23 protein-coding genes and 1 pseudogene are annotated in these 23,024 nt (G+C 75.1%); 16 read left to right on the top strand and 8 right to left on the bottom strand.

What is annotated here, in order from left to right; genetic code table 11:
- Positions 1-31: 31 nt before the first annotated feature.
- The 3 genes and pseudogenes from ACWIZO_RS07625 to ACWIZO_RS07615 all read right to left on the bottom strand — a co-directional run.
- Positions 32-598: pseudogene (locus ACWIZO_RS07625) on the bottom strand (peroxiredoxin family protein); the annotation flags it as partial.
- A gap of 145 nt (positions 599-743) precedes the next feature.
- On the bottom strand, positions 744-1,304 hold the full coding sequence (locus ACWIZO_RS07620; protein ID WP_448641893.1) for a hypothetical protein: 561 nt from the start codon (positions 1,302-1,304) through the stop codon (positions 744-746).
- A gap of 34 nt (positions 1,305-1,338) precedes the next feature.
- Positions 1,339-2,472: a serine hydrolase domain-containing protein gene (locus tag ACWIZO_RS07615; protein ID WP_448641892.1), complete on the bottom strand. Its 1,134-nt coding sequence runs from the start codon at positions 2,470-2,472 to the stop codon at positions 1,339-1,341.
- Between the two features lie 206 nt (positions 2,473-2,678).
- Between ACWIZO_RS07615 and ACWIZO_RS07610 the strand changes: the two genes are divergently transcribed.
- Complete coding sequence (locus tag ACWIZO_RS07610) at positions 2,679-3,509, top strand: SDR family oxidoreductase (protein WP_448641891.1); 831 nt, start codon at positions 2,679-2,681, stop codon at positions 3,507-3,509.
- Between the two features lie 103 nt (positions 3,510-3,612).
- On the opposite strand, the gene ACWIZO_RS07605 is transcribed toward ACWIZO_RS07610, so the two are convergent.
- The gene (locus tag ACWIZO_RS07605; protein WP_448641890.1) at positions 3,613-3,984 is read right to left on the bottom strand and encodes a PPOX class F420-dependent oxidoreductase; all 372 of its coding nucleotides are present in this window, start codon (positions 3,982-3,984) and stop codon (positions 3,613-3,615) included.
- Positions 3,984-4,403: a DUF6069 family protein gene (locus ACWIZO_RS07600; protein WP_448641889.1), complete on the bottom strand. Its 420-nt coding sequence runs from the start codon at positions 4,401-4,403 to the stop codon at positions 3,984-3,986. The genes ACWIZO_RS07605 and ACWIZO_RS07600 overlap by 1 nt, the downstream gene beginning before the upstream one ends.
- 90 nt (positions 4,404-4,493) lie before the next feature.
- Between ACWIZO_RS07600 and ACWIZO_RS07595 the strand changes: the two genes are divergently transcribed.
- Positions 4,494-4,925: a MarR family winged helix-turn-helix transcriptional regulator gene (locus ACWIZO_RS07595; protein ID WP_448641888.1), complete on the top strand. Its 432-nt coding sequence runs from the start codon at positions 4,494-4,496 to the stop codon at positions 4,923-4,925.
- Between the two features lie 179 nt (positions 4,926-5,104).
- Positions 5,105-6,313 carry a sensor domain-containing phosphodiesterase gene (locus ACWIZO_RS07590; protein ID WP_448641887.1) on the top strand — a complete coding sequence of 403 codons (1,209 nt, stop codon included), beginning with the start codon at positions 5,105-5,107 and terminating at the stop codon, positions 6,311-6,313.
- A 110-nt stretch (positions 6,314-6,423) separates the two neighbouring features.
- Here the strand turns inward: ACWIZO_RS07590 and ACWIZO_RS07585 are convergent, their stop codons facing one another.
- A complete protein-coding gene (locus tag ACWIZO_RS07585; protein ID WP_448641886.1) occupies positions 6,424-7,500 on the bottom strand; it encodes an alkene reductase in 1,077 nt (358 codons plus the stop codon).
- A 218-nt stretch (positions 7,501-7,718) separates the two neighbouring features.
- Here ACWIZO_RS07585 and ACWIZO_RS07580 point away from each other — a divergent pair, with 218 nt between their 5' ends.
- On the top strand, positions 7,719-8,573 hold the full coding sequence (locus ACWIZO_RS07580; RefSeq protein WP_448641885.1) for an FAS1-like dehydratase domain-containing protein: 855 nt from the start codon (positions 7,719-7,721) through the stop codon (positions 8,571-8,573).
- Between the two features lie 60 nt (positions 8,574-8,633).
- Here ACWIZO_RS07580 and ACWIZO_RS07575 read toward each other — a convergent pair whose 3' ends face one another.
- On the bottom strand, positions 8,634-9,284 hold the full coding sequence (locus ACWIZO_RS07575) for a LuxR C-terminal-related transcriptional regulator (protein WP_448641884.1): 651 nt from the start codon (positions 9,282-9,284) through the stop codon (positions 8,634-8,636).
- A gap of 426 nt (positions 9,285-9,710) precedes the next feature.
- The gene (locus ACWIZO_RS07570; protein ID WP_448641883.1) at positions 9,711-10,391 is read right to left on the bottom strand and encodes a LuxR C-terminal-related transcriptional regulator; all 681 of its coding nucleotides are present in this window, start codon (positions 10,389-10,391) and stop codon (positions 9,711-9,713) included.
- A gap of 422 nt (positions 10,392-10,813) precedes the next feature.
- Here ACWIZO_RS07570 and ACWIZO_RS07565 point away from each other — a divergent pair, with 422 nt between their 5' ends.
- The 12 genes from ACWIZO_RS07565 to ACWIZO_RS07510 are packed head-to-tail and all read left to right on the top strand — an operon-like array spanning position 10,814 to position 22,987.
- A complete protein-coding gene (locus ACWIZO_RS07565; RefSeq protein ID WP_446758129.1) occupies positions 10,814-11,140 on the top strand; it encodes a TcmI family type II polyketide cyclase in 327 nt (108 codons plus the stop codon).
- Between the two features lie 46 nt (positions 11,141-11,186).
- Positions 11,187-12,953: an acetyl-CoA carboxylase carboxyltransferase subunit alpha gene (locus tag ACWIZO_RS07560; RefSeq protein WP_448641882.1), complete on the top strand. Its 1,767-nt coding sequence runs from the start codon at positions 11,187-11,189 to the stop codon at positions 12,951-12,953.
- 2 nt (positions 12,954-12,955) lie between these two features.
- Positions 12,956-13,486, top strand: coding sequence for an acetyl-CoA carboxylase biotin carboxyl carrier protein (gene accB / locus ACWIZO_RS07555; protein ID WP_448641881.1), 531 nt, complete (start codon positions 12,956-12,958; stop codon positions 13,484-13,486).
- Positions 13,483-15,000 carry an acetyl-CoA carboxylase biotin carboxylase subunit gene (locus ACWIZO_RS07550; RefSeq protein WP_448641880.1) on the top strand — a complete coding sequence of 506 codons (1,518 nt, stop codon included), beginning with the start codon at positions 13,483-13,485 and terminating at the stop codon, positions 14,998-15,000. Before accB ends, ACWIZO_RS07550 begins: the two co-directional genes overlap by 4 nt.
- On the top strand, positions 14,967-15,230 hold the full coding sequence (locus ACWIZO_RS07545; protein ID WP_446758125.1) for an acyl carrier protein: 264 nt from the start codon (positions 14,967-14,969) through the stop codon (positions 15,228-15,230). Before ACWIZO_RS07550 ends, ACWIZO_RS07545 begins: the two co-directional genes overlap by 34 nt.
- Before the next feature lie 53 nt (positions 15,231-15,283).
- Positions 15,284-15,781: an SRPBCC family protein gene (locus tag ACWIZO_RS07540; protein WP_448641879.1), complete on the top strand. Its 498-nt coding sequence runs from the start codon at positions 15,284-15,286 to the stop codon at positions 15,779-15,781.
- A complete protein-coding gene (locus ACWIZO_RS07535) occupies positions 15,778-16,746 on the top strand; it encodes an ACP S-malonyltransferase (protein WP_448641878.1) in 969 nt (322 codons plus the stop codon). The genes ACWIZO_RS07540 and ACWIZO_RS07535 overlap by 4 nt, the downstream gene beginning before the upstream one ends.
- Complete coding sequence (locus ACWIZO_RS07530; protein ID WP_448641877.1) at positions 16,743-17,165, top strand: cupin domain-containing protein; 423 nt, start codon at positions 16,743-16,745, stop codon at positions 17,163-17,165. Before ACWIZO_RS07535 ends, ACWIZO_RS07530 begins: the two co-directional genes overlap by 4 nt.
- Positions 17,162-18,457: a beta-ketoacyl-[acyl-carrier-protein] synthase family protein gene (locus ACWIZO_RS07525; RefSeq protein WP_448641876.1), complete on the top strand. Its 1,296-nt coding sequence runs from the start codon at positions 17,162-17,164 to the stop codon at positions 18,455-18,457. Before ACWIZO_RS07530 ends, ACWIZO_RS07525 begins: the two co-directional genes overlap by 4 nt.
- The gene (locus ACWIZO_RS07520; protein ID WP_448641875.1) at positions 18,454-19,806 is read left to right on the top strand and encodes a beta-ketoacyl synthase N-terminal-like domain-containing protein; all 1,353 of its coding nucleotides are present in this window, start codon (positions 18,454-18,456) and stop codon (positions 19,804-19,806) included. Before ACWIZO_RS07525 ends, ACWIZO_RS07520 begins: the two co-directional genes overlap by 4 nt.
- Positions 19,803-20,141 (top strand): antibiotic biosynthesis monooxygenase family protein, encoded by a 339-nt coding sequence (locus tag ACWIZO_RS07515; RefSeq protein WP_448641874.1) that lies wholly within the window; start codon positions 19,803-19,805, stop codon positions 20,139-20,141. Before ACWIZO_RS07520 ends, ACWIZO_RS07515 begins: the two co-directional genes overlap by 4 nt.
- A complete protein-coding gene (locus tag ACWIZO_RS07510) occupies positions 20,138-22,987 on the top strand; it encodes an FAD-dependent monooxygenase (RefSeq protein ID WP_448641873.1) in 2,850 nt (949 codons plus the stop codon). Before ACWIZO_RS07515 ends, ACWIZO_RS07510 begins: the two co-directional genes overlap by 4 nt.
- The last annotated feature ends 37 nt before the right edge of the window (positions 22,988-23,024 follow it).

Genomic DNA, 23,024 nt, shown 5'->3' with positions numbered 1-23,024 from the left:
CAAGGTACACACTGGGTCGAGCCCCGGGCCCCTACTGCCGGTCTGGTGGGTGCTCGGCGCGCCACTCGTCGAACGCCGCGAGGAACGTCTCGGCCATGTGCTGCTCGGTGAGCAGCTGGTCGCGGTCGCGCTCGTCGACCATCCGCTCGGCCAGCGCGCCGGTGTTGAACTTGATGGCGCGGAAGTAGGGGATGAACGACGACGGCTGGAACGCCCGCTTCGACGGCCGCGGTTCGGTGTCCGGGGGATCCCACGTTGCGGGCAGCGGCACCGGGTCGAGCCCGAGCGCCTCGACGGAGGCGAGGATCGGCTCGTCGTCCGAGCGGTCGGTGAAGTCCCGGGACAGCTCGTGGAACACCTCCCTGCCGTCCGGGGCCACCACGACGACGACGGGGCGGAAGATCGACGCGTCCCCGTCCCAGGCGTCGAGCGGCTTGGCCAGGCGCGAGCCGTCGGGGTCGCTGACCCACCGGTAGGGCAGGTGCCACGTGCGGTTCATCCCCAGCTGCACCTCCGGCGGGTCGGTGGAGGCGAGTACCACCTCCGCGCCGGCGTCGGCGAGGCGGGACAGCGATCGGGCCAGGCGGACCGCCTGGGCGCAGCAGTACGGCTACCAGTCGCCGCGCAGACCGATCAGCACGAGGGCAGCGCGCTCGTCGGAGCGCAGGGCCAGCAGGTCGGCGGAGTCCATCCGCCGAGCCTAGGAGGGCCCGTCCCTGCCCGCCCGGCCGGCGAGGGCGACCTCAGCTGCCGGCGCGCGCCTCCGCCCGCATCGCGACGGCGGTGAGCAGCTCCCACCGGATGGCGGAGCTGCCCGGCCGGACGGCGAGCCAGTAGAGGCCGAAGCGCCGCCGCGTCGCCGCATCGGTGGCGACGACCCGGGTCTCGCAGCTCAGCCGCGTGCCGCCGAGGGCCGGCCTCAGGCGGAACTCCATGCCGACCTTGACCCAGCCGGGCTCGGACCACTCCCGGACGCCGGCCGCGTCGAGCACGGGCGGGCGCCGGCCGCCGGTCAGCCGCCAGGCCTGCAGCACGCCTCCGAAGACGACGTGCGACGGCGGGTCGGACGCCAGCTCGGGGATGGGCACCACGTCGAGGAAGGCCCGGTCCAGGCCGCCCCGGCGGCGCCCCCTGCCCGCCAGCAGCACCGGCAGGGCCCGCGCGGCGCTGAGCAGCAGCGTGACCGGCAGCGACGAGATCCGCAGCCGGTGCAGCTCCTCCCACACCACGGACGGCGGCGCGTCGATCACCCGCGACTGTCGGGTGACGTGGTCGGCCACCGGCACGACGTCGTCGAGGTCCATGCCGCACCTCCCCCGGACCCCGGACCCCGGACCCTCAGCCCAGTGCCGCGTACACCGCCCGGACGTAGGCCTCGCTGCGGTCGGAGCCCAGGACGCCCGGCGCCATCCGGTTCATCAGGTAGGAGATCGTCAGCCGGCGGTCGAGGTCCATGACGATCAGCGACCCGCCCCAGCCGCCCCAGAAGAAGGTCCGCCCCCCGGGCACGTACGGGACGACCGGGGAGCCGAGGCAGTAGCCGATCCCGAACCGCAGCGGCACCCCGAGCACCAAGTCCACGCCGTCGGACTGCTGGTCGAAGACGAGGTCGATCGTCTCCGGTGACAGCAGCCGGACGCCGCCGGCCGTGCCGCCGAGCGACAGCACCCGCACGACCTGCAGCAGCCCGCGCGCGTTCGTGTGCCCGTTGAGCGCCCCCAGGTCGGCCCGGCGCCACTCCGGGGAGTTCGCGGCCTCCGCCGAGGAGACCGGCCCGGTGAAGGTCTTCACCACCACCGACTCCGGGTCCGGCGGCTGCGGGTCGTCGTCGGACCGCGGCGGCGGGACGACGGGCGCGATCCGGTGCCAGTCCGCCTCGCGCGCCCCGATCTGGTAGTCCGCACCCAGCGGCCGGGCGATCTCGGTCGCCACGAACTGCCGGAACGTCGTGTTGGTGATCCGCCGGACCACCTCGCCGACCAGGTGTCCCTGGTTGTTCGCGTGGTAGCCCGACGCCGTCCCCGGCTCCCACCACGGCGCCTGCGCGGCCAGCCGCTCGGTCGCCGACGGCCAGTCGTACATGTCCCGGATCGAGAACGGCCGCTCCCAACCCGAGACGCCCGACGTGTGCGACAGCAGGTGCCGCACCTCGACGTCCTTCTTCCCCCTCGCCGCGAACTCCGGCCAGTAGTCGGCGACCGGCGCGTACACGTCGAGCTCGCCGCGCTCCACCAGGAGCAGCGCGGCGAGCGCCAGGACGGTCTTCGTCGTCGACCAGCCGTTGACGATCGTGTCCTCGGTCCACGGAGTGGTCCGGTCGAGGTCGCGGTACCCGCCCCACAGGTCGACGACGGTCTCCCCGTCGAGGTCGACCGCGACCGACGCACCCAGCTCGTCCCCGTCCAGCTGCCGCTCCAGCGCCTCGCGCACCCCGGAGAACCGGTCGTCGCAGCTGCCGTGCACCTCGGCCACGGAACCTCCTCGTCCGGCACGACCCCGGTGTCGTGCGCTCCAGAGGATGAGACCACGACACGGCACCGGCACGGTCGCGGAACAGATCCCCGGGCGCCGCGCTTGGTCGCGTCGGTGGCCCGCGCCGTCTCGTGGTCGGCCACCCCAGATGCGCGCTGCCGACGACGACGTCCGCGCGCCCGCCCGACCCTTTCGAGGAGAGACGCATGGCCAGGACCTGGTTCATCACCGGCGCGTCGCGCGGCTTCGGCCGCGAGTGGACGATCGCCGCCCTGGAGCGCGGCGACACCGTGGCCGCCACCGCCCGGGACCCGCAGACCCTCGACGACCTGGTCGCGCGGTTCGGTGACGCGATCCTGCCGATCCGGCTCGACGTGACCGACCGGGACGCCGTGTTCGCCGCCGTCGCCCGGGCGCACGAGCACTTCGGCGGCCTCGACGTCGTCGTCAATAACGCCGGCTACGGCCAGTTCGGCATGGTCGAGGAGGTCTCCGAGGCCGAGGCGCGGGCGCAGTTCGACACCAACGTGTTCGGCGCGCTGTTCGTCACCCAGGCCGCGCTGCCGTACCTGCGCGCGCAGGGCTCCGGCCACGTCCTGCAGGTGAGCAGCATCGGCGGGATCAGCGCGTTCCCGAACATCGGCGTCTACAACGCCTCGAAGTGGGCGCTGGAGGCCCTCAGCCAGTCCCTCGCCGCCGAGGTCGCCGACTTCGGCGTCAAGGTGACGATCATCGAGCCGGGCGCGTACTCCACCGACTGGGGCGGCGCCTCGGCGAAGCACGCCGCCCCCGACCCGGCCTACGACACCTTCCGCGAGCAGGCCGCCGAGCAGCGGGAGGCCCGCGCGGGCAACCCGGGCGACCCCGTGGCCACCCGCGAGGCGGTCCTCCGGGTCGTCGACGCCGAGGAGCCGCCGCTGCGCGTCTTCTTCGGCGACGGCCCACTCGCCATCGCCACCCGCGACTACGAGTCCCGCCTGGCCACCTGGCGGGAGTGGGAGCCGGTGTCCATCGCCGCCCACGGCAGCCCGGCCTGACCCGCTCCCCCCTCTGCCGCGTACTGGGTGATCACCTCGGGCCGAGCGGGGCCTCGCACGACACGAGGCCCCGCCGGACCCGAGGTGATCAGCTGCGGGACGCTCAGGCGTCGAGACCCCAGGACACGATCGTGTGCGGGTGGATGCGGATGAGGGCCTCGCCGGCCGCCGGCTCGACGACCTCCACCTCCCCCTGCACGGTCACGCAGCGGGGGCGCCACGGCGGCAGGACGTCGTCGACCACGAACGCCGCCCGCGGGTTGGCCCGCGCGTTGCGGTACTTGCGCGTCGAGGCGAAGTCGCGGCCGGTGACGTCGATGGTGCCCCGCTCGGCGTCGTAGCTCCACCCGACCGGCACGACGTGCGGCTGCCCCGACGCGTCGGCCGTGGCCAGCCGCCCGAGCCGTCGCTCGCCCAGCAGGTACGCCAGCTCCGCGTCGCTGAAGCGCGCGGTCGCCCGGACCGGCGCCGGCATCACCGGACCGCCCGCGGCAGCAGCGGGACCAGCACCGCGGCGACGGAGAGGTGCAGCGCCACCAGGACGGCGACCGACGTCGTGCCCCGCCCCGAGGACAGCGGCCCCGCGAGGGACAGCACCAGGACCGCGAGGGCCACGGCACGCCAGACGGGCACCGCGCGGCGGGCCGACCGCAGGAGGACGCCGAGCAGGGCCGTGCCCAGGAGGCCGGCCACGGCGGCGGCCAGCACGACCGCGGCCGCTCCCACCGCCTGCTCGTGCCGTCCCGTGGTGACGCGGACGTCGGCGCCGAGGAGCAGCACCGCCACCGTCCACACGAGCGCAGCCGCGGCCGCACCGCCTAGAACGGTCAGGACCGCTGCACCCACGGTCAGGTGCTGTCGCGTGGTCGTCGGAGAGGGAGTCGAGGGGGTCATGGCACGCTCCTCCACATCTAGTTCGTTAGGCTCCTAACGAGATCCACGGAGGTTAGGCGCCTAACCTTCTCGGCCACAAGAGGAGAGCGCATGGACCTCGCCTGCGCCCAGCGGGTCAACGACGCGGTCCGCGCGCTCGCGATGCGCCACCGGGCCGTCGCGGCGCAGCTGCTGGCACCGCTGGGCCTGCACCCGGGTCAGGAGGTGCTGCTCCTCGAGCTGCACGCGCACGGGCCGCGCACCCAGGTCCAGCTCGCGGTGGCCAGCGGCTGCGAGCCCCCCACCATCACCGGCAGCGTCCGCCGGCTGGAGGCCGCCGGACTCGTCGTCCGCCGGCCGTCCCCCACCGACGGCCGGGTCACCATCGTCGAGCTCTCCGACCGGGCACGGTCCCTGATGCCCGCCCTCGAGGCGGCCTGGTGCGAGCTGGCCGAGCGGACGCTGGCCGCGGCGTCCACCGACGCCGACCGGCTCACCGCCCTGCTCGGCGGCCTCGCCGCGGGCCTGCAGCCGGACCGGTGAGCGACCCCGGCCATCCGCGTCGTCCGCCGTCCGTCGTGCGAGGGACCGCCACTTCGCAGCGGTGAGTGACAGGAGAGTCACCGCTCGTGGAAGATGTGCGGAACGCATCCGTCTGTAGTGGCGCTTCCGGCGACTCACGATGCCGGTCTGACGGACAGGGACGTCCAAGGGGAGGGCGCGTGGCGCACGGGGGCTCGGAGGCGGAGCGGCAGGTCGCCCGCCTGCTGCGGACGGCACGCCGCAAGCTCGACCTCAGCGCGGCGTTCCTCAGCCGGATCGACGAGACCACGCGCACGGTGCAGGTCGTCGACTCGGTGCTCCCGGAGATCTACGCCGGCTACTCGGGTCCGCGCGAGAGCGGCTTCTGCCTCGCCGTCGTCGAGGGGCGCCTACCCCAGGTCATGCCCGACGCCCGCGCCGTCCCCGAGGCCGTGCGACTGCACCCGGCCGACCTGCCGCAGGTCCGCGGGCACGTCAGCGTCCCCGTGGTCCTCAGCGACGGCGCCGTCTACGGCACGTTCTGCGCCTTCGGCCTCACCACCGACCCCGAGGTCTCCCCGCGGGACCTGGCCCTCATGGAGGTGCTCGCCGACGCCGCGGCGCTGGTGATCGAACCCCAGGTCCGGCTCGAGCAGCGGCGGGCCGCGGTCAGCGACCGCCTCGCGCCGGTGGTGTCCGCCGGCGGCCCGGACGTCGTCCTGCAGCCCATCGTCAGCCTCTGCTCCGGCGCCCGCGTCGGCGCCGAGGCGCTCAGCCGCTTCCCCGCCGAGTGGGGCCGTACGCCCGACGTCGTCTTCGACGAGGCCCACGGCATCGGGCAGGGGCACCGCCTGGAGCTGCTCGCCCTCCGCCGCGCCGCGGCGCTGCTGGACGAGGTGTCCGGCTACGTGTCGATGAACGTCTCACCGCAGACCGTGGTGACGCCGGCGTGCGTCGACCTGCTCGCCGGCCTGCCGCTCCACCGCGTGGTCCTGGAGCTCTCCGAGCACGAACCGGTCCGCGACTACGCCGCCCTCGGCGCGGCGCTGGCCCCGCTGCGGGCCCGCGGCATGCGGCTGGCCATCGACGACGTCGGCGCGGGCTTCTCCTCGCTGCGGCACATCGTGGTCACCGCCCCCGACGTCATCAAGATGGACCGCAGCATCGTCAGCGGCGTCGACTCCGACCCGATCCTCGCCAGGCTCGCCCGGTCGCTGGTCGACTTCGCGCACGGCGTCGACGTCTCCGTCGTCGCCGAGGGCGTGGAGACGGCGGCCGAGCACGCCGTCCTGCAGACCCTCGGCGTGGACGGCGGCCAGGGGTGGTTCTTCGGCCGGCCGGCACCCGCCGACACGCTGGTCGACGAGGGCGCGGTGCAGGCACCCGGGGTCACGCGCCTGCCCGCCTGAGGACGCCGCAGGGCCCGGCGGCGACACGCCGCCGGGCCCTGCGGGACGCGGGAGCGGCCCCCTCCAGGGCACCGCCCCGAACGTGCGAGGGGTGGGGAGGGGTCCTCCGTTCAGCTGGCGCGCAGCGTCGGGTAGTCGGTGTAGCCCTCGGCGCCCGGCGCGTAGAACAGGTGCGCCTTCGGCTCGTTCTCCGGGTGCTGCCCGGCCCAGCGCTCGACGAGGTCGGGGTTGGCGATGACCGCCCGGCCGACGGCCACGACGTCGGCGTGCGCGGAGTCGACGAGCGCCACGGCCTCCTCGCGGGTGGTCACCGAGCCGAAGCCGCTGTTGATCATCAGCGGGCCGTCGAAGCGCCGCCGCAGCTCCTGCACCAGGTCACCGGCCGGCTCGCGGTGCAGCACCGAGAGGTAGGCCAGCCCCAGCGGGCGCAGCTGGTCGACGAGCGCGCCGTACGTGGCCAGCACGTCGGCGCGGTCGGTCTCGTAGGCGTCCTGGATGTCGTGCTCCGGTGAGATCCGCAGCCCGACGCGGCCGGCGCCGATGGCCTCGGCCACCGCCGTGACGACCTCGACGGCGAAGCGGGCGCGGTTCTCCGGCGAGCCGCCGTACTCGTCGTCGCGGACGTTGGACGCCGGCGACAGGAACTCGTGCAGCAGGTAGCCGTTCGCGCCGTGGATCTCCACGCCGTCCAGGCCGGCCTCGACGGCGCGCTCGGAGGCGCGGACGAAGTCCTGCACGGTCGCGCGCACCTCGTCGGCGGTCAGCGCGTGCGGCACCGGGTAGGGCTGCTTGCCCTTCTCGGTGTGGCCGGCGCCGTCGATGGCGATGGCGCTGGGGGCGACGACGCGGTGGCCGCCGTTGACGTCGGGGTGGGTCACCCGGCCGCCGTGCATGACCTGCACGACGACCTTGCCGCCGCGGGCGTGGACGGCGTCGGCGACGCGGCGCCAGCCCTCGACCTGCTCGTCGGTGACGATGCCGGGCTGGCCGACGAAGGCCTGGCCCTCGATGTCCGGGTAGGTGCCCTCGGTGACGATCAGGCCGAGCGAGGCCCGCTGCGCGTAGTAGTCGACGACGAGGTCACCGGGGACACCGGACGCCCCGGACCGCATGCGGGTCAGCGGCGCCATCGCGACGCGGTTCGCCAGCTCGATGTCGCCCAGGGTCACGGGTGAGAAGAGGTCCACGGGGAGTTCCGACACCGCAGCGGCCCGCGCCATTCCGCGGTGCGACCGGCCTCACTGCCCGGCGACGGCGCGGGCCGCGTCGACGACGAGGGACGGCGGCCGGCTGAGGGCCCACCGGGTCCGGCCCGGTGCCGCGGGCTCGACAGCAGCGACGCAGGGGCCACGGGCACACTCCGGTGGACGAACAGTCGCCCATGCCACCCGTCGAGGAGGACACCGTGACGTTGCCGTCCGCCGTCGAGGGCTGGGCCCCCGGACCGGTGACCGACTCCGCCCTGGTCGACCCGGGCCCCGCGACGGCCTTCGCCGCCGTCCTCGACCAGCCCTCCCCCGTCCGCGACGACGGCGACCCGCTGCCCCCCGGCTGGCACTGGTTCAGCTTCCTCGACCGCCCGGCCACCGCCGCGCTCGGCGAGGACGGGCACCCGCGCGAGGGCCACTTCCTCCCGCCGATCCCGCACCGCCGCCGCATGATCGCCGGTGGGCGGATGGAGGTCGCCGCGCCGCTGCGGGTCGGTGCCAGCGTCACCCGCACCTCCTCGCTGACCCGGTGCGCGCCGAAGAACGGCCGCAGCGGCGAGATGCTGCTTGTGACCGTGCGCAGCGAGTACCGGGAGGCCGGGCGGCTGCTGCTCACCGAGGAGCAGGACGTCGTCTACCGGTCCCAGCAGGCGGGCTCGTCCCCGGCTCCGGCCGGTGCCGGGTCCCCGGTCCCGGAGGACGCCGCCCTGCCCGCCGTCGAGGTGCTCCCCGACGAGGCGCTGCTCTTCCGCTTCAGCGCACTGACCTACAACGCGCACCGCATCCACTACGACCGGCCCTACGTCACCGGCGTCGAGGGCCACCCCGGCCTGGTGGTGCACGGACCGCTGCTCGCCCTGCTGCTGCTCGAGGTCCCGCGCCGGCACCTCCCCGACCGGGCCGTCGCCTCCTTCACCCACCGGCTGACCCGCCCCGCGTACGCCGGCACCCCGGTGCGCGCGACCGGCCGGGCCGACGGCGACCGCCTCGAGCTGACCGCCGCCGCGCGCGGGGCGGCCGCGTCGGTCACCGGGACGGCGACGCTGTCCTGAGCCCGCGGCACCGGTGCACCGGGTGCCGACCCGGGGCGCCGTCGTCGCGAACCGGCCGGGTCAGGCGGCCGGTGAGCGGTCCCGGTTGACCAGGATGGCCAGCTGCGTGCGGGTGCGGACGTCGAGGCGGCGCATCGACGCCGTGAGGTGGCTCTTCACCGTTGCCAGGCTCAGGAACAGCCGGCGGGCGATCTCCTCGTTGCTCATCCCCTGCGCCACCAGCTCGGCGACCTCGCGCTGCCGCTCGGTGAGCCGGTCCAGCACCCGTCCCGCGGGCGCCGGCCGCTCCCGCGGCGTGGTCAGGTACTGCACGAGCCGGTTCGTCGCCGTGGGGTCGAGCGCGGCCTCGTGCCGGGCCAGCGCCCGCACGCCGTCGACCAGCCGCTGCGCGTCCGACCGGCGGGGCAGGTAGCCGCGCACGCCGGCCTGCAGGATCTCCACGAGCTCCGGCTCGGACTCCGTCCCCGGCTCGGCGAGGACGAGCACCGCGGTGTCCTGCCGGCACAGGTCGCGCAGCAGCGGCAGGGCGGCGCCGGCGACCAGGCCCTGCCGGACGACGACGACCACCTTCGACCGCGCGCCGTCGGCCGCCTCGAGCGCCTCGGGCAGGTGGCTGGTCTCCGCGACGACGGCCATGTCGGGTTCGGCCTCCAGGACCTCGCGCATGCCGATGCGGAAGACCTCCTGGTCCTCGCAGAGCAGGACGCACACCAGCGTCGTCGGCGGCCGCGCCGCGTGCAGCGCGCGCGGGGCCGGTCGGGCAGACCCCCGGGGCGGCGGCGGCCGCATCGTGCCACTCGGGTGTGTGCGGCCCCCCGTCTCCCCGGGCCCCCGCTGGTGCGGTGGCCTGAGCCCGGGCCCCGTGCCGAACACCTCGTTCCCCATGTCGCCCCCTGCTGCCGGCTCTCCGTGCGTGCGCGTGGCGAGTCGACGTTCCGACACCCGTCCGTCTACTCCGGACCCAACCGACTGTAGTGGTGCACCAGCGAGTTGCGCCCGGTCATGTTGTCGCGTGCTGCCACCCCCGACACCCAGCGTTCTCCCGGCGGGCCCGTATCGGAACCCCTTTCCGCGCGCGGGCTGAGCGCAGGCGCAGCTCAGGGTCGGACCTCACGCCCGACCGAGCGCACGGGCGGCTCAGCCCTCGACCGGCAGCACACCGGCCCCGGGCTGGGTGGCCCGGTGGACGTGGATCGCCAGCTGTGTCCGGTCGCGGAGGTTGAGGCGGCGCAGCGCCACCGTGATGTGGCCCTTGACGGTGGCCCGGCTCAGCTGCAGGCGGGCGGCGATCTCGGCGTTGCTGAGCCCCTCGGCCACGAGCTCGGCCACGGCCTGCTGCCGCGCGGTCAGCGGGTTCTGCCCGGCGCGGTGGCCGTCGCCGTCCCGTTCGCCGTCGAGCCGGGTCAGCAGCTCCCCGGTGACGCTGGGGTCGAGGACGGTCTCGCCGCGGGCCACCGCGCGCACGTACTCGATGAGGCGCTGCGAGCTGACGGCCGCGTGCACGTAACCCCGTGCACCGGCCCGGAGCGCGTCGACGGCGTCGCTGCCGACGCAGGCCTCGCCGAGCAGGACGACGCGGGTGCCCCGGCTGCTCAGCGTCCGCACGAGGTCCTGCACGCCGGGCCCCTGGGCGTCCAGCCCCAGCAGCACGACGTCCGGGCGGCTGCTGGCGGCCAGCGACCGCGCCTCGTCGACGTCGGCGGCCTCGGCCACGACGGCCAGGTCGGGCGCCTGGCGCAGGACGGTGCGCAGGCCGTGCCGCAGCACCTCGTGGTCGTCGCAGACCAGCACCCGGACCGGCGACCCGGTACCGGTCACGACGACACGGTCGGGGTCGTGGTCCGGTCCGCCGTCCATGTCCGTGTGCTCCGCTCCGTCCTCCGAGGCGCGAGTCGCCAGGTCAGATGGGCGAAGTTAGGGGGTGGGACCACCGATCGCCACCGTTGGCGGCGAGGCGGCGGCCCAACTCCCGGCGAGTTCATACCCGGGTAGGGGGCCGACCCACTACCCGAGCGGGGGGTGGGCATCCCCGAGGTCCGGGACCTCGCTCCCCGGGGAGGTGCCGCCCGGGCCCCGAGGAGGGCGTCGCGGTCCCCGCGACGGGGGTGGTCGTGCGCCCCCGTCCCCCTCCGGACCTGCCCGGAAGGCGACGGATGGCCGGTGTCCGGGGGGCTCGCGCCGACCTAGCGTCGATCGCACCCCCTCCGCCCCACCCGGGCCGTGACGATGCTGGAGACCCCGTGCACCAGACGATGATCATCGCGAAGATGGCGCCGGCCGACGCCGACGACGTCGCCGCCGTCTTCGGCCGCTACGACGCGACCTCGATGCCCCACGAGATCGGCGTCCGCAACCGGTCCCTCTACACGTTCCACGACATCTACGTGCACCTCATCGACTTCGACCGGCCGCCGCCGGAGGCGATGCGGATCGCCCAGTCGCTGCCGGCCTTCCGCGCCGTGAGCGAGGACCTCAAGCCCTACATCGAGGCCTACGACCCGAACTGGCGCTCACCGCAGGACGCGATGGCCCGCCGCTTCTACCACTGGACCTCGTCCACCGAGTGATGGTCCTCCGGGCGGTGCGTCCGCCCGGGTGGCCGAGAGGCACGCCATGACACGTTCGTCAGCGACCCCGGCTCCGGCCGTCCCCGCCCCGTCCGGGCCGGTGGGCTGGGTCTCCTGCCCCGCCTGCGGGTGGCTGCTCTACCGCCGGCGGCTCGACCGGGACCTCAACGTCTGCCCCGAGTGCGACCACCACCTGCGGCTGAGCGCCCGCGCCCGCATCGACCTGCTGGTCGACCCGGACAGCTTCGAGGAGACCGCCTTCCCACCGGGTGCGCCCGACCCGCTGGCCTTCACCGACCTGCGCGACTACCCCGACCGGCTGGAGGAGGCCGCCCGCCGCTCCGGCGAGTCGGAGGCCGTCGTCGTCGGCACCGCCCGCATCGGCGGCGCCGAGGTCGTCGTCGCCGTCATGGACTTCGCCTTCCTCGGCGGCAGCATGGGCGTGGAGGTCGGCCGCCGGGTGAGCGGTGCGGCGGAGCTGGCCCTCGAGCGCAGCGTTCCCCTGGTCAGCGTCTGCGCCAGCGGCGGTGCCCGCATGCAGGAGGGCGTCTTCTCCCTCTTCCAGATGGCCCGCGTCAGCCAGGCGTACGGCCGGCTCCGCGAGGCGGGGCTGCTGTCGGTGTGCGTGCTCACCGACCCCACCTACGGCGGCGTCTCGGCGTCCTTCGCCACGCTCGCGTCGGTCCTCGTCGGCGAGCGCGGCGCGCACGTCGGCTTCGCCGGCCCGCGCGTGGTGCAGGAGACGATCCGCGCCGAGCTGCCCCCCGACTTCCAGACCGCCGAGTTCCTCCTGGCGCACGGCCTGGTCGACCGCGTGGAGAGCCGCGCGGAGATCCGGCCGCTGCTCGTCCGGCTGCTCGCCCTGCACGGGGCCGGCACCCCGGGCGACGCCGGGCAGGCCGGTAGGACCCCGGACGACGGGGCCGAGGACGGGACCCACGACGGCAGCGAGGACCGGGCGGCCGAGGACGTCGAGCAGGACGTCGACCAGGGGGCCGACCCCTGGGACGTCGTGCAGCGGGCGCGGGTCGCCGAGCGGCCGACGACGCTGGACTACCTGCACACCGCGTTCGACGACTTCGTCGAGCTGCACGGTGACCGCGCGTTCGCCGACGACCGCGCCGTCGTCGGCGGGGTGGCCTCCATCGGGGGCCGCACGGTCGTCGTCGTCGGCCACGAGAAGGGCCACACCGTCCGCGAGCGGGTGGCCCGCGACTTCGGGATGCCGCACCCCGAGGGCTACCGCAAGGCGATGCGGCTGTTCGACCACGCCGAGTCCTTCGGCCTGCCGGTCGTCACCCTCGTCGACACCCCCGGCGCCCACCCCGGCCCGGAGGCCGAGGAGCGCGGCCAGTCGCACGCCATCGCCGAGACGATCATGCGCAGCAGCCGGCTGCGGGTCCCGGTCGTGGCCGTGGTCACCGGGGAGGGCGGCAGCGGCGGCGCGCTCGCGCTGTGCACCTCCGACCGGCTGCTGGTGCTGGAGAACGCGTACCTGTCGGTCATCAGCCCGGAGGGGTGTGCCGCCATCCTGTGGCGGACGGCGGTGGCCGCACCGACCGCCGCCCGCGCGATGCGGCTGGGCGCGGCCCACCTGCAGGCCTCGGGGATCGCCACCGCCGTGGTCCCCGAGCCGCCGGGCGGCGCCCACACCGACCCCGCCGCCGCGGCCCGCCTGCTGCGGCAGGCCCTCGTCCGCGAGCTCGACGACGTCTGCCGCCTGGACGTGGCCACGCTGCGCGACACCCGCTTCCGGCGGCTGTCGCGCATCGGCGGGGACGACGGCCGGGCGCTGCAGCCGGTGGGGAGCTGACCGTGACCGCCAGCGAGCTCACCCCCCGCAGCGGCGCCCCGGGCGCGGCACCCGAGACCGACCTGCGCGACGAGGTCGTGGCCCTGGCCCGCGCGCTCCCCGGCGAGCTGCGCCGGCTCACCGTGCGCGACGGCGACCGGGCGATCGAGGTCGAGTGGGCCGCCGAGTCCGCCGCGGCCGGCACCGCCTCCCCGGCGGGCGCCGCGCCGGTGCGCACCGTCGCCGTCGGCGGTGCCGACCCGGGCCCGGACGACGGGGTGGCCGAGGAGGACACGGCGGGCACCACCGCCGTCCGGTCCCCCTTGGTCGGCACGTACTACGCCGCCCCCTCGCCGGGAGCCGACCCCTTCGTCCGCGTGGGCGACGAGGTCGAGCCGGGCCAGACCGTCGGGATCGTCGAGGCGATGAAGCTGATGAACCCGATCGTCGTCGACGAGGCCGGCGTGGTGGCCGAGGTGCTCGTCGGCGACGCCGAGTCCGTCGAGTACGACCAGGTCCTGCTGCGCCTGCGACCGGCGGGGTGGGGCCGGTGATCGACCGCCTGCTCATCGCCAACCGCGGCGAGATCGCCGTCCGCATCGCGCGGGCCTGCCGGGAGCTCGGCATCGAGGTGGTCGCCGTCCACTCGACCTCCGACCGCAACTCGGCCGTGGTCGCCCTCGCCGACGAGACCGTGCACATCGGGCCGCCCGCGCCCCGGCGCAGCTACCTGCACGTGCCCAACATCGTGGAGGCGGCCCTGCGCTCCGGCGCCGACGCGATCCACCCGGGCTACGGCTTCCTCTCCGAGGACCCGGACTTCGCCGAGATCTGCGCCGCCGAGGGGCTGACCTTCGTCGGGCCGCCGCCGGCGGTCATGCAGCAGATGGGCAACAAGGCCACGGCGCGCCGGCTCATGGCCGACGCCGGCCTGCCGCTGCTGCCCGGCGTCGTCGAGCCGGTCCGCACGGCCGACGAGGGCCGGGAGATCGCCGCCCGGATCGGCTACCCGGTGATCATCAAGGCCGCGGCCGGCGGCGGCGGTCGGGGGATGACCGTGGTGTCGGCCGAGCCGGACTTCGAGTACGCGTTCACCGCCACCCGGGCCACCGCCCGCGCGGTGTTCCGCGACCCGACCGTCTACGTCGAGCGGTACCTGCCCCGCGCGCGGCACGTGGAGGTGCAGGTCCTCTGCGACAGCCACGGCAACGGCGTCTCCCTGGGCGAACGGGACTGCTCCCTGCAGCGGCGGCACCAGAAGCTGCTGGAGGAGGGCCCGGCCGGCCACCTCACGCCCGAGCAGCGGACCGAGCTGGGCCGGCTGGCGGTCCACGGCGCGCTGTCGGTCGGCTACACCGGCGCCGGCACGATGGAGTTCCTCGTCGACGGCTCCGGCAACGCGTACTTCATGGAGATGAACGCCCGGATCCAGGTCGAGCACCCGGTCACCGAGCTGCTCACCGGCATCGACCTCGTCCGCGAGCAGATCCTCGTCGCGGCCGGCCGGCGGCTGCCGTTCCGGCAGGAGGACGTCGTCCCCCGCGGCGCGGCGATCGAGTGCCGGATCAACGCCGAGGACCCCACGCGCGGCTTCGCCCCGGCCCCCGGCCGGCTCGACGTCCTGCAGGTCCCCGACGGGCCGTGGACCCGGTTCGACACCGGCTACCGCCAGGGCGACACGGTCAGCCCGGACTACGACTCGCTGCTCGGCAAGCTCGTCGTCTGGGCGCCGGACCGCGACCAGGCCATCCGCCGCATGGACCGGGCGCTGGCCGAGATGCGGGTCGAGGGCCCGGGCGTGCACACCACGATCGCCCTGCACCGGGCGCTGCTGCGCGACCCCGACGTCGTCGCCGACCGCCACGACGTCCAGTTCCTGGACCGGGCGCTGCCCGAGGTCCTCGCCCGGGCGGCGGACCTGACCGACTCCCCCGCGCCCGGTCTGCCGACCGCGCGCGGCTCCCTCTCCCTCGTCCAGACCCCGGTCGAGGAGACCCAGCCCGACGGCTCCACCTCTACGGAAGGACAGATCCCGTGTCAGACACGACCTTCACTCTCGACGACCTGATGGCCCTGCTCAGCGAGAAGACCGGCCTGCCGGCGTCCGCGCACACCACCGACCCGGACGCGCACTTCGCCGACATCGGCCTGGACTCGCTGGCCTTCCTCTCCATGCAGACCGAGCTGCAGGAGCGCTTCGGGGCCGAGATGTCCAGCGAGAACCCGGACGACCACACGCTCGGCGACATCGTCGCGACGGTCAACGCGGCCGTCTCCCGCCCGGCCGGGATGGCCTGAGAGGGGAGAAGGACCTCCCTGCCCACCCCCTCTACACCCCGAGGAGCTCACCGATGAGCAGCACCACCGAGCCGGGCACGCAGACCGCCGGCCACACCGACAACTCGATCTACATCGACGCCCCGATCGACCACGTCTGGCAGATGACCAACGACCTGCCCACGTGGCCGGACCTGTTCACCGAGTACGCCGAGGTCGAGATCCTCGAGTCGACCGACACGTACTTCAAGTTCCGGCTCACGATGCACCCGGACGACAACGGGAAGGTCTGGAGCTGGGTGTCCGAGCGCACCCTCGACCCGGCGACCCACGAGGTGACCGCCCGCCGCGTCGAGCCCGGGCCCTTCGAGTTCATGGACATCCGCTGGACCTACGCCCCCGAGGGCAGCGGCACCCGGATGCGCTGGATCCAGGACTTCCGGATGCGCCCGCAGGCGCCGATCGACACCGAGGGCATGACCCGGCGGATCGACGGCAACTCCAAGATCCAGATGGGGATCATCAAGGAGAAGGTGGAGGCGGCCGCCGGGAACCCGGAGCCGGCGCGGTGACCGGCCGTCCCGGGGTCGCCGTCGTCATCGCGGGCGAGAGCGGCGCCCGCGCCGGCGCGGTCGACGCCTGGCTCGGCGACGAGCCGGCCCGGGAGGTCGTGAGCGAGGCCTCGGCGGTCGTCGGGCGGGACGTGGCCGACTGGTGGCGCGACCCGCTGAACCTCTCCGACCCGGTGGCGGCGCACGTCGAGGTCGTGGTCAGCGGGGTCGCGGGCTTCCGCAGCCTGGCCGCCCGCGGCCTGCGGCCGGTCGTCGTCGCCGGGCACGGCGTCGCCGAGTACGCGGCCCTGGTCGTCGCCGGCGCACTGCCACTCGACCAGGTCGTGGAGCTCGTGCACTGGCGCGCCGAGCTGCTGTCGCTGTCGCCGCGCCCGTCCTGCGCGGGCATGGCCGCCGTCGTCGGGCCGCGTGCCGGCGACGTCGCCCGGGCCGTCGTCGCCGACCTCGGCGGCACGGGGGCGCTGTCGGTGGCGTCGGTCGACGGACCCGCGCAGGTCGTGCTCTCGGGCCGGTGCGAGGAGCTGGCCCGGGCGCGGGAGGCCGTCCTCGCCGCCGGGCTGGACCTGGTCCGGCTGCCCGGGCGCGCCGCCTGCCACGGCCCGCTGATGGAGCCGGTCGCCCGGCACCTCGCCCCCGCGTTCGCCGACCTCGAGTGGTCCGAGCCCGACGTGCCGGTGGTGCCCAATGCCGACGGCCGGCCCACGCGCGACCCCGAGCACCTGGCCCGGTGCCTGCGCGACCACCTCACCTCGCCGGTGCAGTGGGAGGCCACGTCCCGCGCGCTGGTCGAGGCCGGCGCCACCACCGTCGTCGAGATCGCCCCCGTCCCCGTCCTGGGCCCCCTGGTCCGCCAGGTCGTCCCCGACCTCCCCGTACAGCTCGCCGCGGGACCCGGCGCGCCGCTGCCGACCGACCGACCGGAGCCCGCGGCCGCGGGCCCGGCCCCCACCGGAGGAAAGACATGACCACCATCCAGCACGCCCCGTCCGCCGTGCACGTCGGGCCGACGGTGTCCCGCGCCGAGGCGCCGCCCAACCGCCGGCGTGGCGGTGACATCCGCGTCCTGCTCTCCCCCACGAGCGTCGGTTCCACCGCCGGCTTCATGGGCACGCTCACCCTCGAGCCGGGAGAGGTCGTCACCGAGCACTGGCACCCGTACTCGGAGGAGTTCCTCTACTGCCAGACCGGCGACGTCCTGGTCACGCTGAACGGCGAGGAGCGGCGGCTGACCGCCGAGTCCGCCGTCCACATCCCCATCGGGGTCCGGCACCGGATCGTCAACGACACCTCGACGACGGCGTTCTTCGTGTTCCTCTGCGGCCCGCTGGCCCCGCGGCCGGAGCTGGGCCACGTCGACACCGAACTCGCCCCGGGCGTGCGGTGAGCGCGGACCGTCGCCGGGTCGTCGTCACCGGGATCGGCGTCGTCGCGCCCGGGTCGGTCGGCCGCGAGGCGTTCTGGGACATGATCACGGCGGGGCGGACGGCGACCCGGCGGATCACGTTCTTCGACCCCAGCCGCTTCCGGTCGCAGGTGGCCGCCGAGGTCGACTTCGACCCGCGCGCGCTCGGCCTGAGCGCCCACGAGGTGTACCGCAACGACCGCTTCGTGCAGTTCGCGATGGTGGCCGCCGACGAGGCGGTCGCCGACAGCGGGCTGCGGCTGGGCGTGGGCGACGCGCCGGACGCCCCGGAGCCCGAGCGGGTCGGGGTCACCCTCGGCAGCGCCGTCGGCGCGACCATGCGGCTGGAGAACGAGTACGTCAACGTCAGCGACGCGGGCAGCCACTGGCTGGTCGACCCGCGCTACGCCTCGCGGTTCCTGCACCAGGCCCTCGTGCCCAGCTGCGGCGCCACGGAGCTCGCGGTGCGCTTCAAGGCGCAGGGCCCGGCGACGGTGGTCTCCACCGGCTGCACCTCCGGCATCGACGCGGTGGGGTACGGCAGCCAGCTGGTGGAGGACGGCGACGCCGACGTCGTGATCGCCGGCGCCAGCGACGCGCCCATCTCCCCGATCTCGATGGCCTGCTTCGACACCATCCGGGCGACCACGGCCAACAACGCCGACCCCGAGCACGCCTCGAAGCCCTTCGACGCCCGCCGCGACGGCTTCGTGATGGGCGAGGGCTCCGCGGTGCTGGTCCTCGAGGAGCTCGAGCACGCCCAGCGCCGCGGGGCGGAGATCTACTGCGAGGTCACCGGCTACGCCAACCGCTGCAACGCCTTCCACATGACCGGGCTGCGCCCCGACGGCGTGGAGATGGCCGAGGCGCTGGACCAGGCGCTCTCCCAGAGCCGGATCGACGGCGCGGAGGTCGGCTACGTCAACGCCCACGGCTCGGGGACCAAGCAGAACGACCGGCACGAGACGGCCGCGGTCAAGCTCAGCCTCGGCCAGGCCGCCTACAAGGTGCCGATGAGCTCGCTGAAGTCGATGGTCGGGCACTCCCTCGGCGCGATCGGCTCCATCGAGATCGCCGCCACCGCACTCGCCGTGCAGCGCCAGGTCGTGCCGCCGACGGCCAACTACGAGGTGCCCGACCCCGAGTGCGACCTCGACTACGTGCCCAAGACCGCCCGCGACCACAAGGTCGACGTCGCCGTCTCCGTGGGCAGCGGGTTCGGCGGATTCCAGTCGGCCATCGTGCTGGCCAAGCCCGACAGGAGGGCCTCATGACAGCCGACCCGACCGTCCTCAGCGAGGAGGGGGTCGTCGCCGAGGTGGCCGGCCCCGCCCGCGACACCGCACCCACGGGCCGCGCCATCATCCCGGACCGGCGCGGGCGGACGACGCGGCTGCTGGTCACCGGCATCGGCGTCGTCGCTCCCACCGGCATCGGCGTCGAGGAGCACTGGCGCTGCGTGCTGCGCGGGGAGCTGCGGGTGCGCCCGATCGAGGGCTTCGACCCCTCGAAGTACGGCATCTCCCTGGCCGGGCAGGTGCACGACTTCGACCCCGACCAGTACGTCGCCTCCCAGCTGAAGGTGCAGACCGACCGCTGGACCTGGATGTCGCTGGCGGCGGCCACGCTGGCCGCCGAGGACGCCGGCTACGTGCCGCCGGAGGAGGCCTACGCGACCTCGGTGTTCCTGGCCGCGGGCTCGGGGGGCAACGAGTTCAGCCAGCACGAGATCCAGGGGCTGTGGGCCAAGGGGCCCAAGTCGGTGGGCGCCTACCAGTCGATCGCCTGGTTCTACGCGGCCAGCACCGGCCAGGTGTCGATCCGCGACGGCTACAAGGGGCCCTCGGGCGTCGTCGTCAGCGAGGGCGCCGGCGGGCTGGACAGCATCGGCTGGGCGCGGCGCGTGGCGCGCCGCGGCACCCCCGCCGTGCTCGTCGGCGGCACCGAGGCCGGCATGACGCCGTACGCGCTGCTGTGCCAGGCGACCAGCGGGCGGCTGTCGACCGCCACCCGCCCCGAGGACGCCTACAAGCCCTTCGACCGGCGGGCCAACGGCCACGTCGTCGGCGAGGGCGGCGCCATCCTGCTGGTCGAGGAGGCCGACGCCGCGCGGGCCCGCGGTGCGCAGCACGTGTGGGGCGAGGTCGTCGGCTACGGCGCCACGCACGACGCCCACCACCACGAGGACGCCGCCCCCGACGCCACCCAGTACGCGCGGGCCATCCGCATCTCGCTGGCCGACGCCGGCGTGCGGCCGGAGGACGTCGACCTGGTGGTGGCCGACGGCGCCGGCGTGCCGGAGCTCGACGCGCTGGAGGCGCAGGCGATCACGGGCGTGTTCGGGGAGCACGGCGTGCCGGTGACGGCGCCGTCGAGCTGGACCGGCCGGCTGATGGCCGGCGGGTCGGCGCTCAACGTGGCGACCGCCCTGCTGGCGATGCGTGACGGCGTGATCCCGGCGACCGGCAACGTCGACGAGCCGGTGGCCGAGTACGGGCTGGACCTCGTGCGGGAGAACCGCGAGGGCGAGCTCGACGTCGTCGTCGTCCTGGCCCGCGGCTTCGGGGGCTTCAACAGCAGCCTCGTGCTGCGCCGGCACCGGCCCGAGGAGGACCCGACGTGACGGCCGGGGACGCCGCCGTCCGGACGATGCTGCGGATGCGGACGCGGGAGGGCTGCGAGGCGGCGTTCGAGGCCGCCTGGCGCCGCGCCGCCGCGGAGATCAGCCAAGTACCGGGCAACGTGCGGCAGGAGCTGGTGAGGGACGCCGACGACCCCCGCACCTTCGTCATCGTCAGCGACTGGACCGACCGGGCCGCGGTCGACGGGTTCGGCCGCAGCAGCGCCCGCGAGACGCTGACCGAGGCGCTGCGCGACCTGCGCGAGGACGCGGCCCGCAACACCTACGAGGTGCTGGCCGTGGTCCCCGGCGTGGGCCGCGCGGAGGGGGCGGCATGACGGCGGCGCCGGAGGCCGGCACCCCGGCGGCCGTGCGGACCCTGCTGCGGATGCGCGCGCAGGAGGGCCGCGAGGCCGCGTTCGAGGCCGCCTGGCGGCAGGCCGCCGCGGAGATCAGCCGGGTGCCGGGCAACCTGCGCCAGGAGCTGATGCGCGACGAGGCCGACCCGCGCTGGTTCGCCATCGTCAGCGACTGGACCGACCGGGCGTCGGTGGACGCCTTCGGCCGCAGCGCCGCCCGCGAGACGCTGACCGAGGCGCTGCGCGACCTGCGCGAGGACGCCACCCGCTCGACCTTCACCGTCCTCGCGACGGTGTCGGCCGAGCGGCCCCGGCCGGTGCGCATCGACTTCTCCACCAGCGTCAAGCCCGGCGAGCAGGTGGCCTTCGAGCGCGCGTACACCACGGTCACCGAGCGGATCGGCGACTCCGCCGGGTACGTGCGCGAGGAGCTGCTGCGCGACGCCGCCGGCCTGCGGTACCACATCTTCGCGGAGTGGGAGTCCGAGGCCGACTTCGTGGCCTGGGTCGAGGACCCGTCCCACATGGCGGCCGGCGCGCCGCTGGCGCGGTGGCACTCGGTGGAGTTCCGGCGCGAGGTGCTGGAGATCCGCCGGCGACCCGACGCCGACGCGGACTACCCGCCGCTGCTCTCCCCCGGCGGGGACGTCGAGGTGGAGCGGGTGCGCGTCGACAGCGCCGTCGCCGTCGAGCCCTGGGAGCAGGAGGCCTTCGAGCTCGCCTACCTCGCCGCCGCGCAGCTCGCCCGCAGCGCCCCGGGGCACGCCCGCGAGGAGCTGCTGCGCGAGGCCGACGGGCGCCGCTACCACGTCGTCGCCGAGTGGGACTCCGAGCAGCACTTCACCGACTGGACGGCGGAGCCGGCGAACTGGGCCGGCGGGCCGCTGGGCCGCTGGCTGGCCCGGGGCGAGGACCGCCGGGTCTTCGCGCTGCGCGTGCGCCCCGAGCCGCCGTCGGCGACCGCCGACACCGTCTCCGTGCCCGACACCGTGCCCGCCGCCGTGCCCGCTGCCGTCCCCGTGACGCCCGAGCCGGACCTCGAGGTGCTGGCCGGGCCGCCGGTGAGCACGGTGCCCAGCGCCAGCGTCCAGGAGTTCGTGGAGAAGCCGGACGACGGGCACGTCGCGGCGGCGCCGCTGCCGGCCGCGGCCGAGCTCGGGGACGTCGCGCGCACGGCCGGGCGCGCGGTCGAGGTGCTCGTCGTCGGCGCCGGGCCGGCCGGCCTGACCCACGCGATCGAGCTGGCCCGCCGCGGCGTCGCCGTCCGGGTCGTCGACAAGCGGCCCGAGGCCTCCACCCAGGCGGACAAGGCGATCGGCATCCACTGCCGGACGATGGAGATCTGGGAGGACCAGGGCATCGTCACCGAGGCGATGGACGCCGGGATCTGGCTGTACGGCCAGACGGTGTTCGTCAACGGCGTGCAGACCCACCAGGTCGACTGGGCCGGCCTCGACGAGCTGCCCTACGCCCACCTCGGGCTGCCGCAGTACGACACCGAGCGCATCCTCGGCGCCCGGCTGGCCTCCCTCGGCGTGGTCGTCGAGCGCGGGGTGGAGCTGGTCGCCTTCGCCCAGGACGACGAGGGCGTCACCGCGCGGCTGCGGCACGCCGACGGCGGGGAGGAGACCACCCGGGCGCAGTACCTGGTCGGCTGCGACGGGGCGCACAGCGCCGTCCGGTCGGGGCTGGGGCTCTCCTTCGAGGGCGGCCTGTCGATGTTCCCGCAGCTGTTCATGCTCGGCGACGTCGACGTCGACTGGGACCTGCCGGCCGGGCACCTGGTGCGCTTCGTGCGGATCGAGAACGAGGACGACTTCACCGGGATGCTCGTCTGCGTCCCGCTCAAGGGCCGCAACCGCTACCGGATCGCGACCCTGGCGCCCGAGCGGTGGCAGGAGGCGGTCGGCTCCGGCGTCGTCCCGCCCGGGTTCTGGCAGGAGTACGAGCCGCCGACGCTGGCCGACATGCAGGCCGCGATCGACGACCTGGGCCCGCCCGGGACGACGGCGAGCAACCTGCGCTGGTCGTCGATCTTCCGGATCAAGCACGGCATCGTCGACCGCTACCGCGAGGGGCGGGTGTTCGTCGCCGGCGACGCCGCGCACCTGCACCCGCCGGCCGGCGGACAGGGGATGAACACCGGCATCCAGGACGCCTGGAACCTGGGCTGGAAGCTCGCCCTCGCCGTCCGGGGGGAGGCCGCGCCCGCGCTCCTGGACAGCTACGAGGCCGAGCGCCGTCCCGCCGGGAAGATGATCGTGGACCGGGCCGTGGCCATCGCGTTCACCGACGAGATGGACATGGCCGACGAGAAGGCCCAGTTCCTGCTCGAGATGCAGATGACCATGAACTACGCCGGCAGCCCGCTGGTCGGCGAGATGGCCCCCGGCGGCTTCCCCGCCGGGCCGGAGCCCGGGCACCGCGCGCCGGACGTGCAGGGCCTGCGGCGCTTCGGCGTGGCCCACCCGCTGCGGCTGTTCGACCTGACCCGCGGCACCCGCTCGACGCTGCTGCTGCACGCCGACGCGGGTGCCCCGGAGGAGCAGGTGCTCGCTCTGGAGAAGCTCGCCGTCGGTGTGCGGCAGCAGACCCGCGGCGAGGTGACGGCCTACCTCCTCGCGGCCCCCGACGCCCGGGTGCCCTCCCTGGTCGACCTGCCCGTCGTCCGCGACGCCGGAGGGGCCTTCGCCGCCGCCTACGGCACCGCGGGCGCGGGGACGGCGGCCTACCTGGTCCGCCCCGACGGCCACGTCGGCTTCCGCAGCCGCCCGCTGGACGAGGACGCCCTGCGCGACCACCTGGCGGGGGTCTTCGCGCAGTGACCCGACCGCACCCCACGCCCACCCCCACCCGAGGGAG

It is taken from the genome of Geodermatophilus sp. URMC 63 (assembly GCF_053502565.1).
Note: the sequence above shows the minus strand (reverse complement) of the source record. Positions and strands in the feature narration are given on the sequence as shown.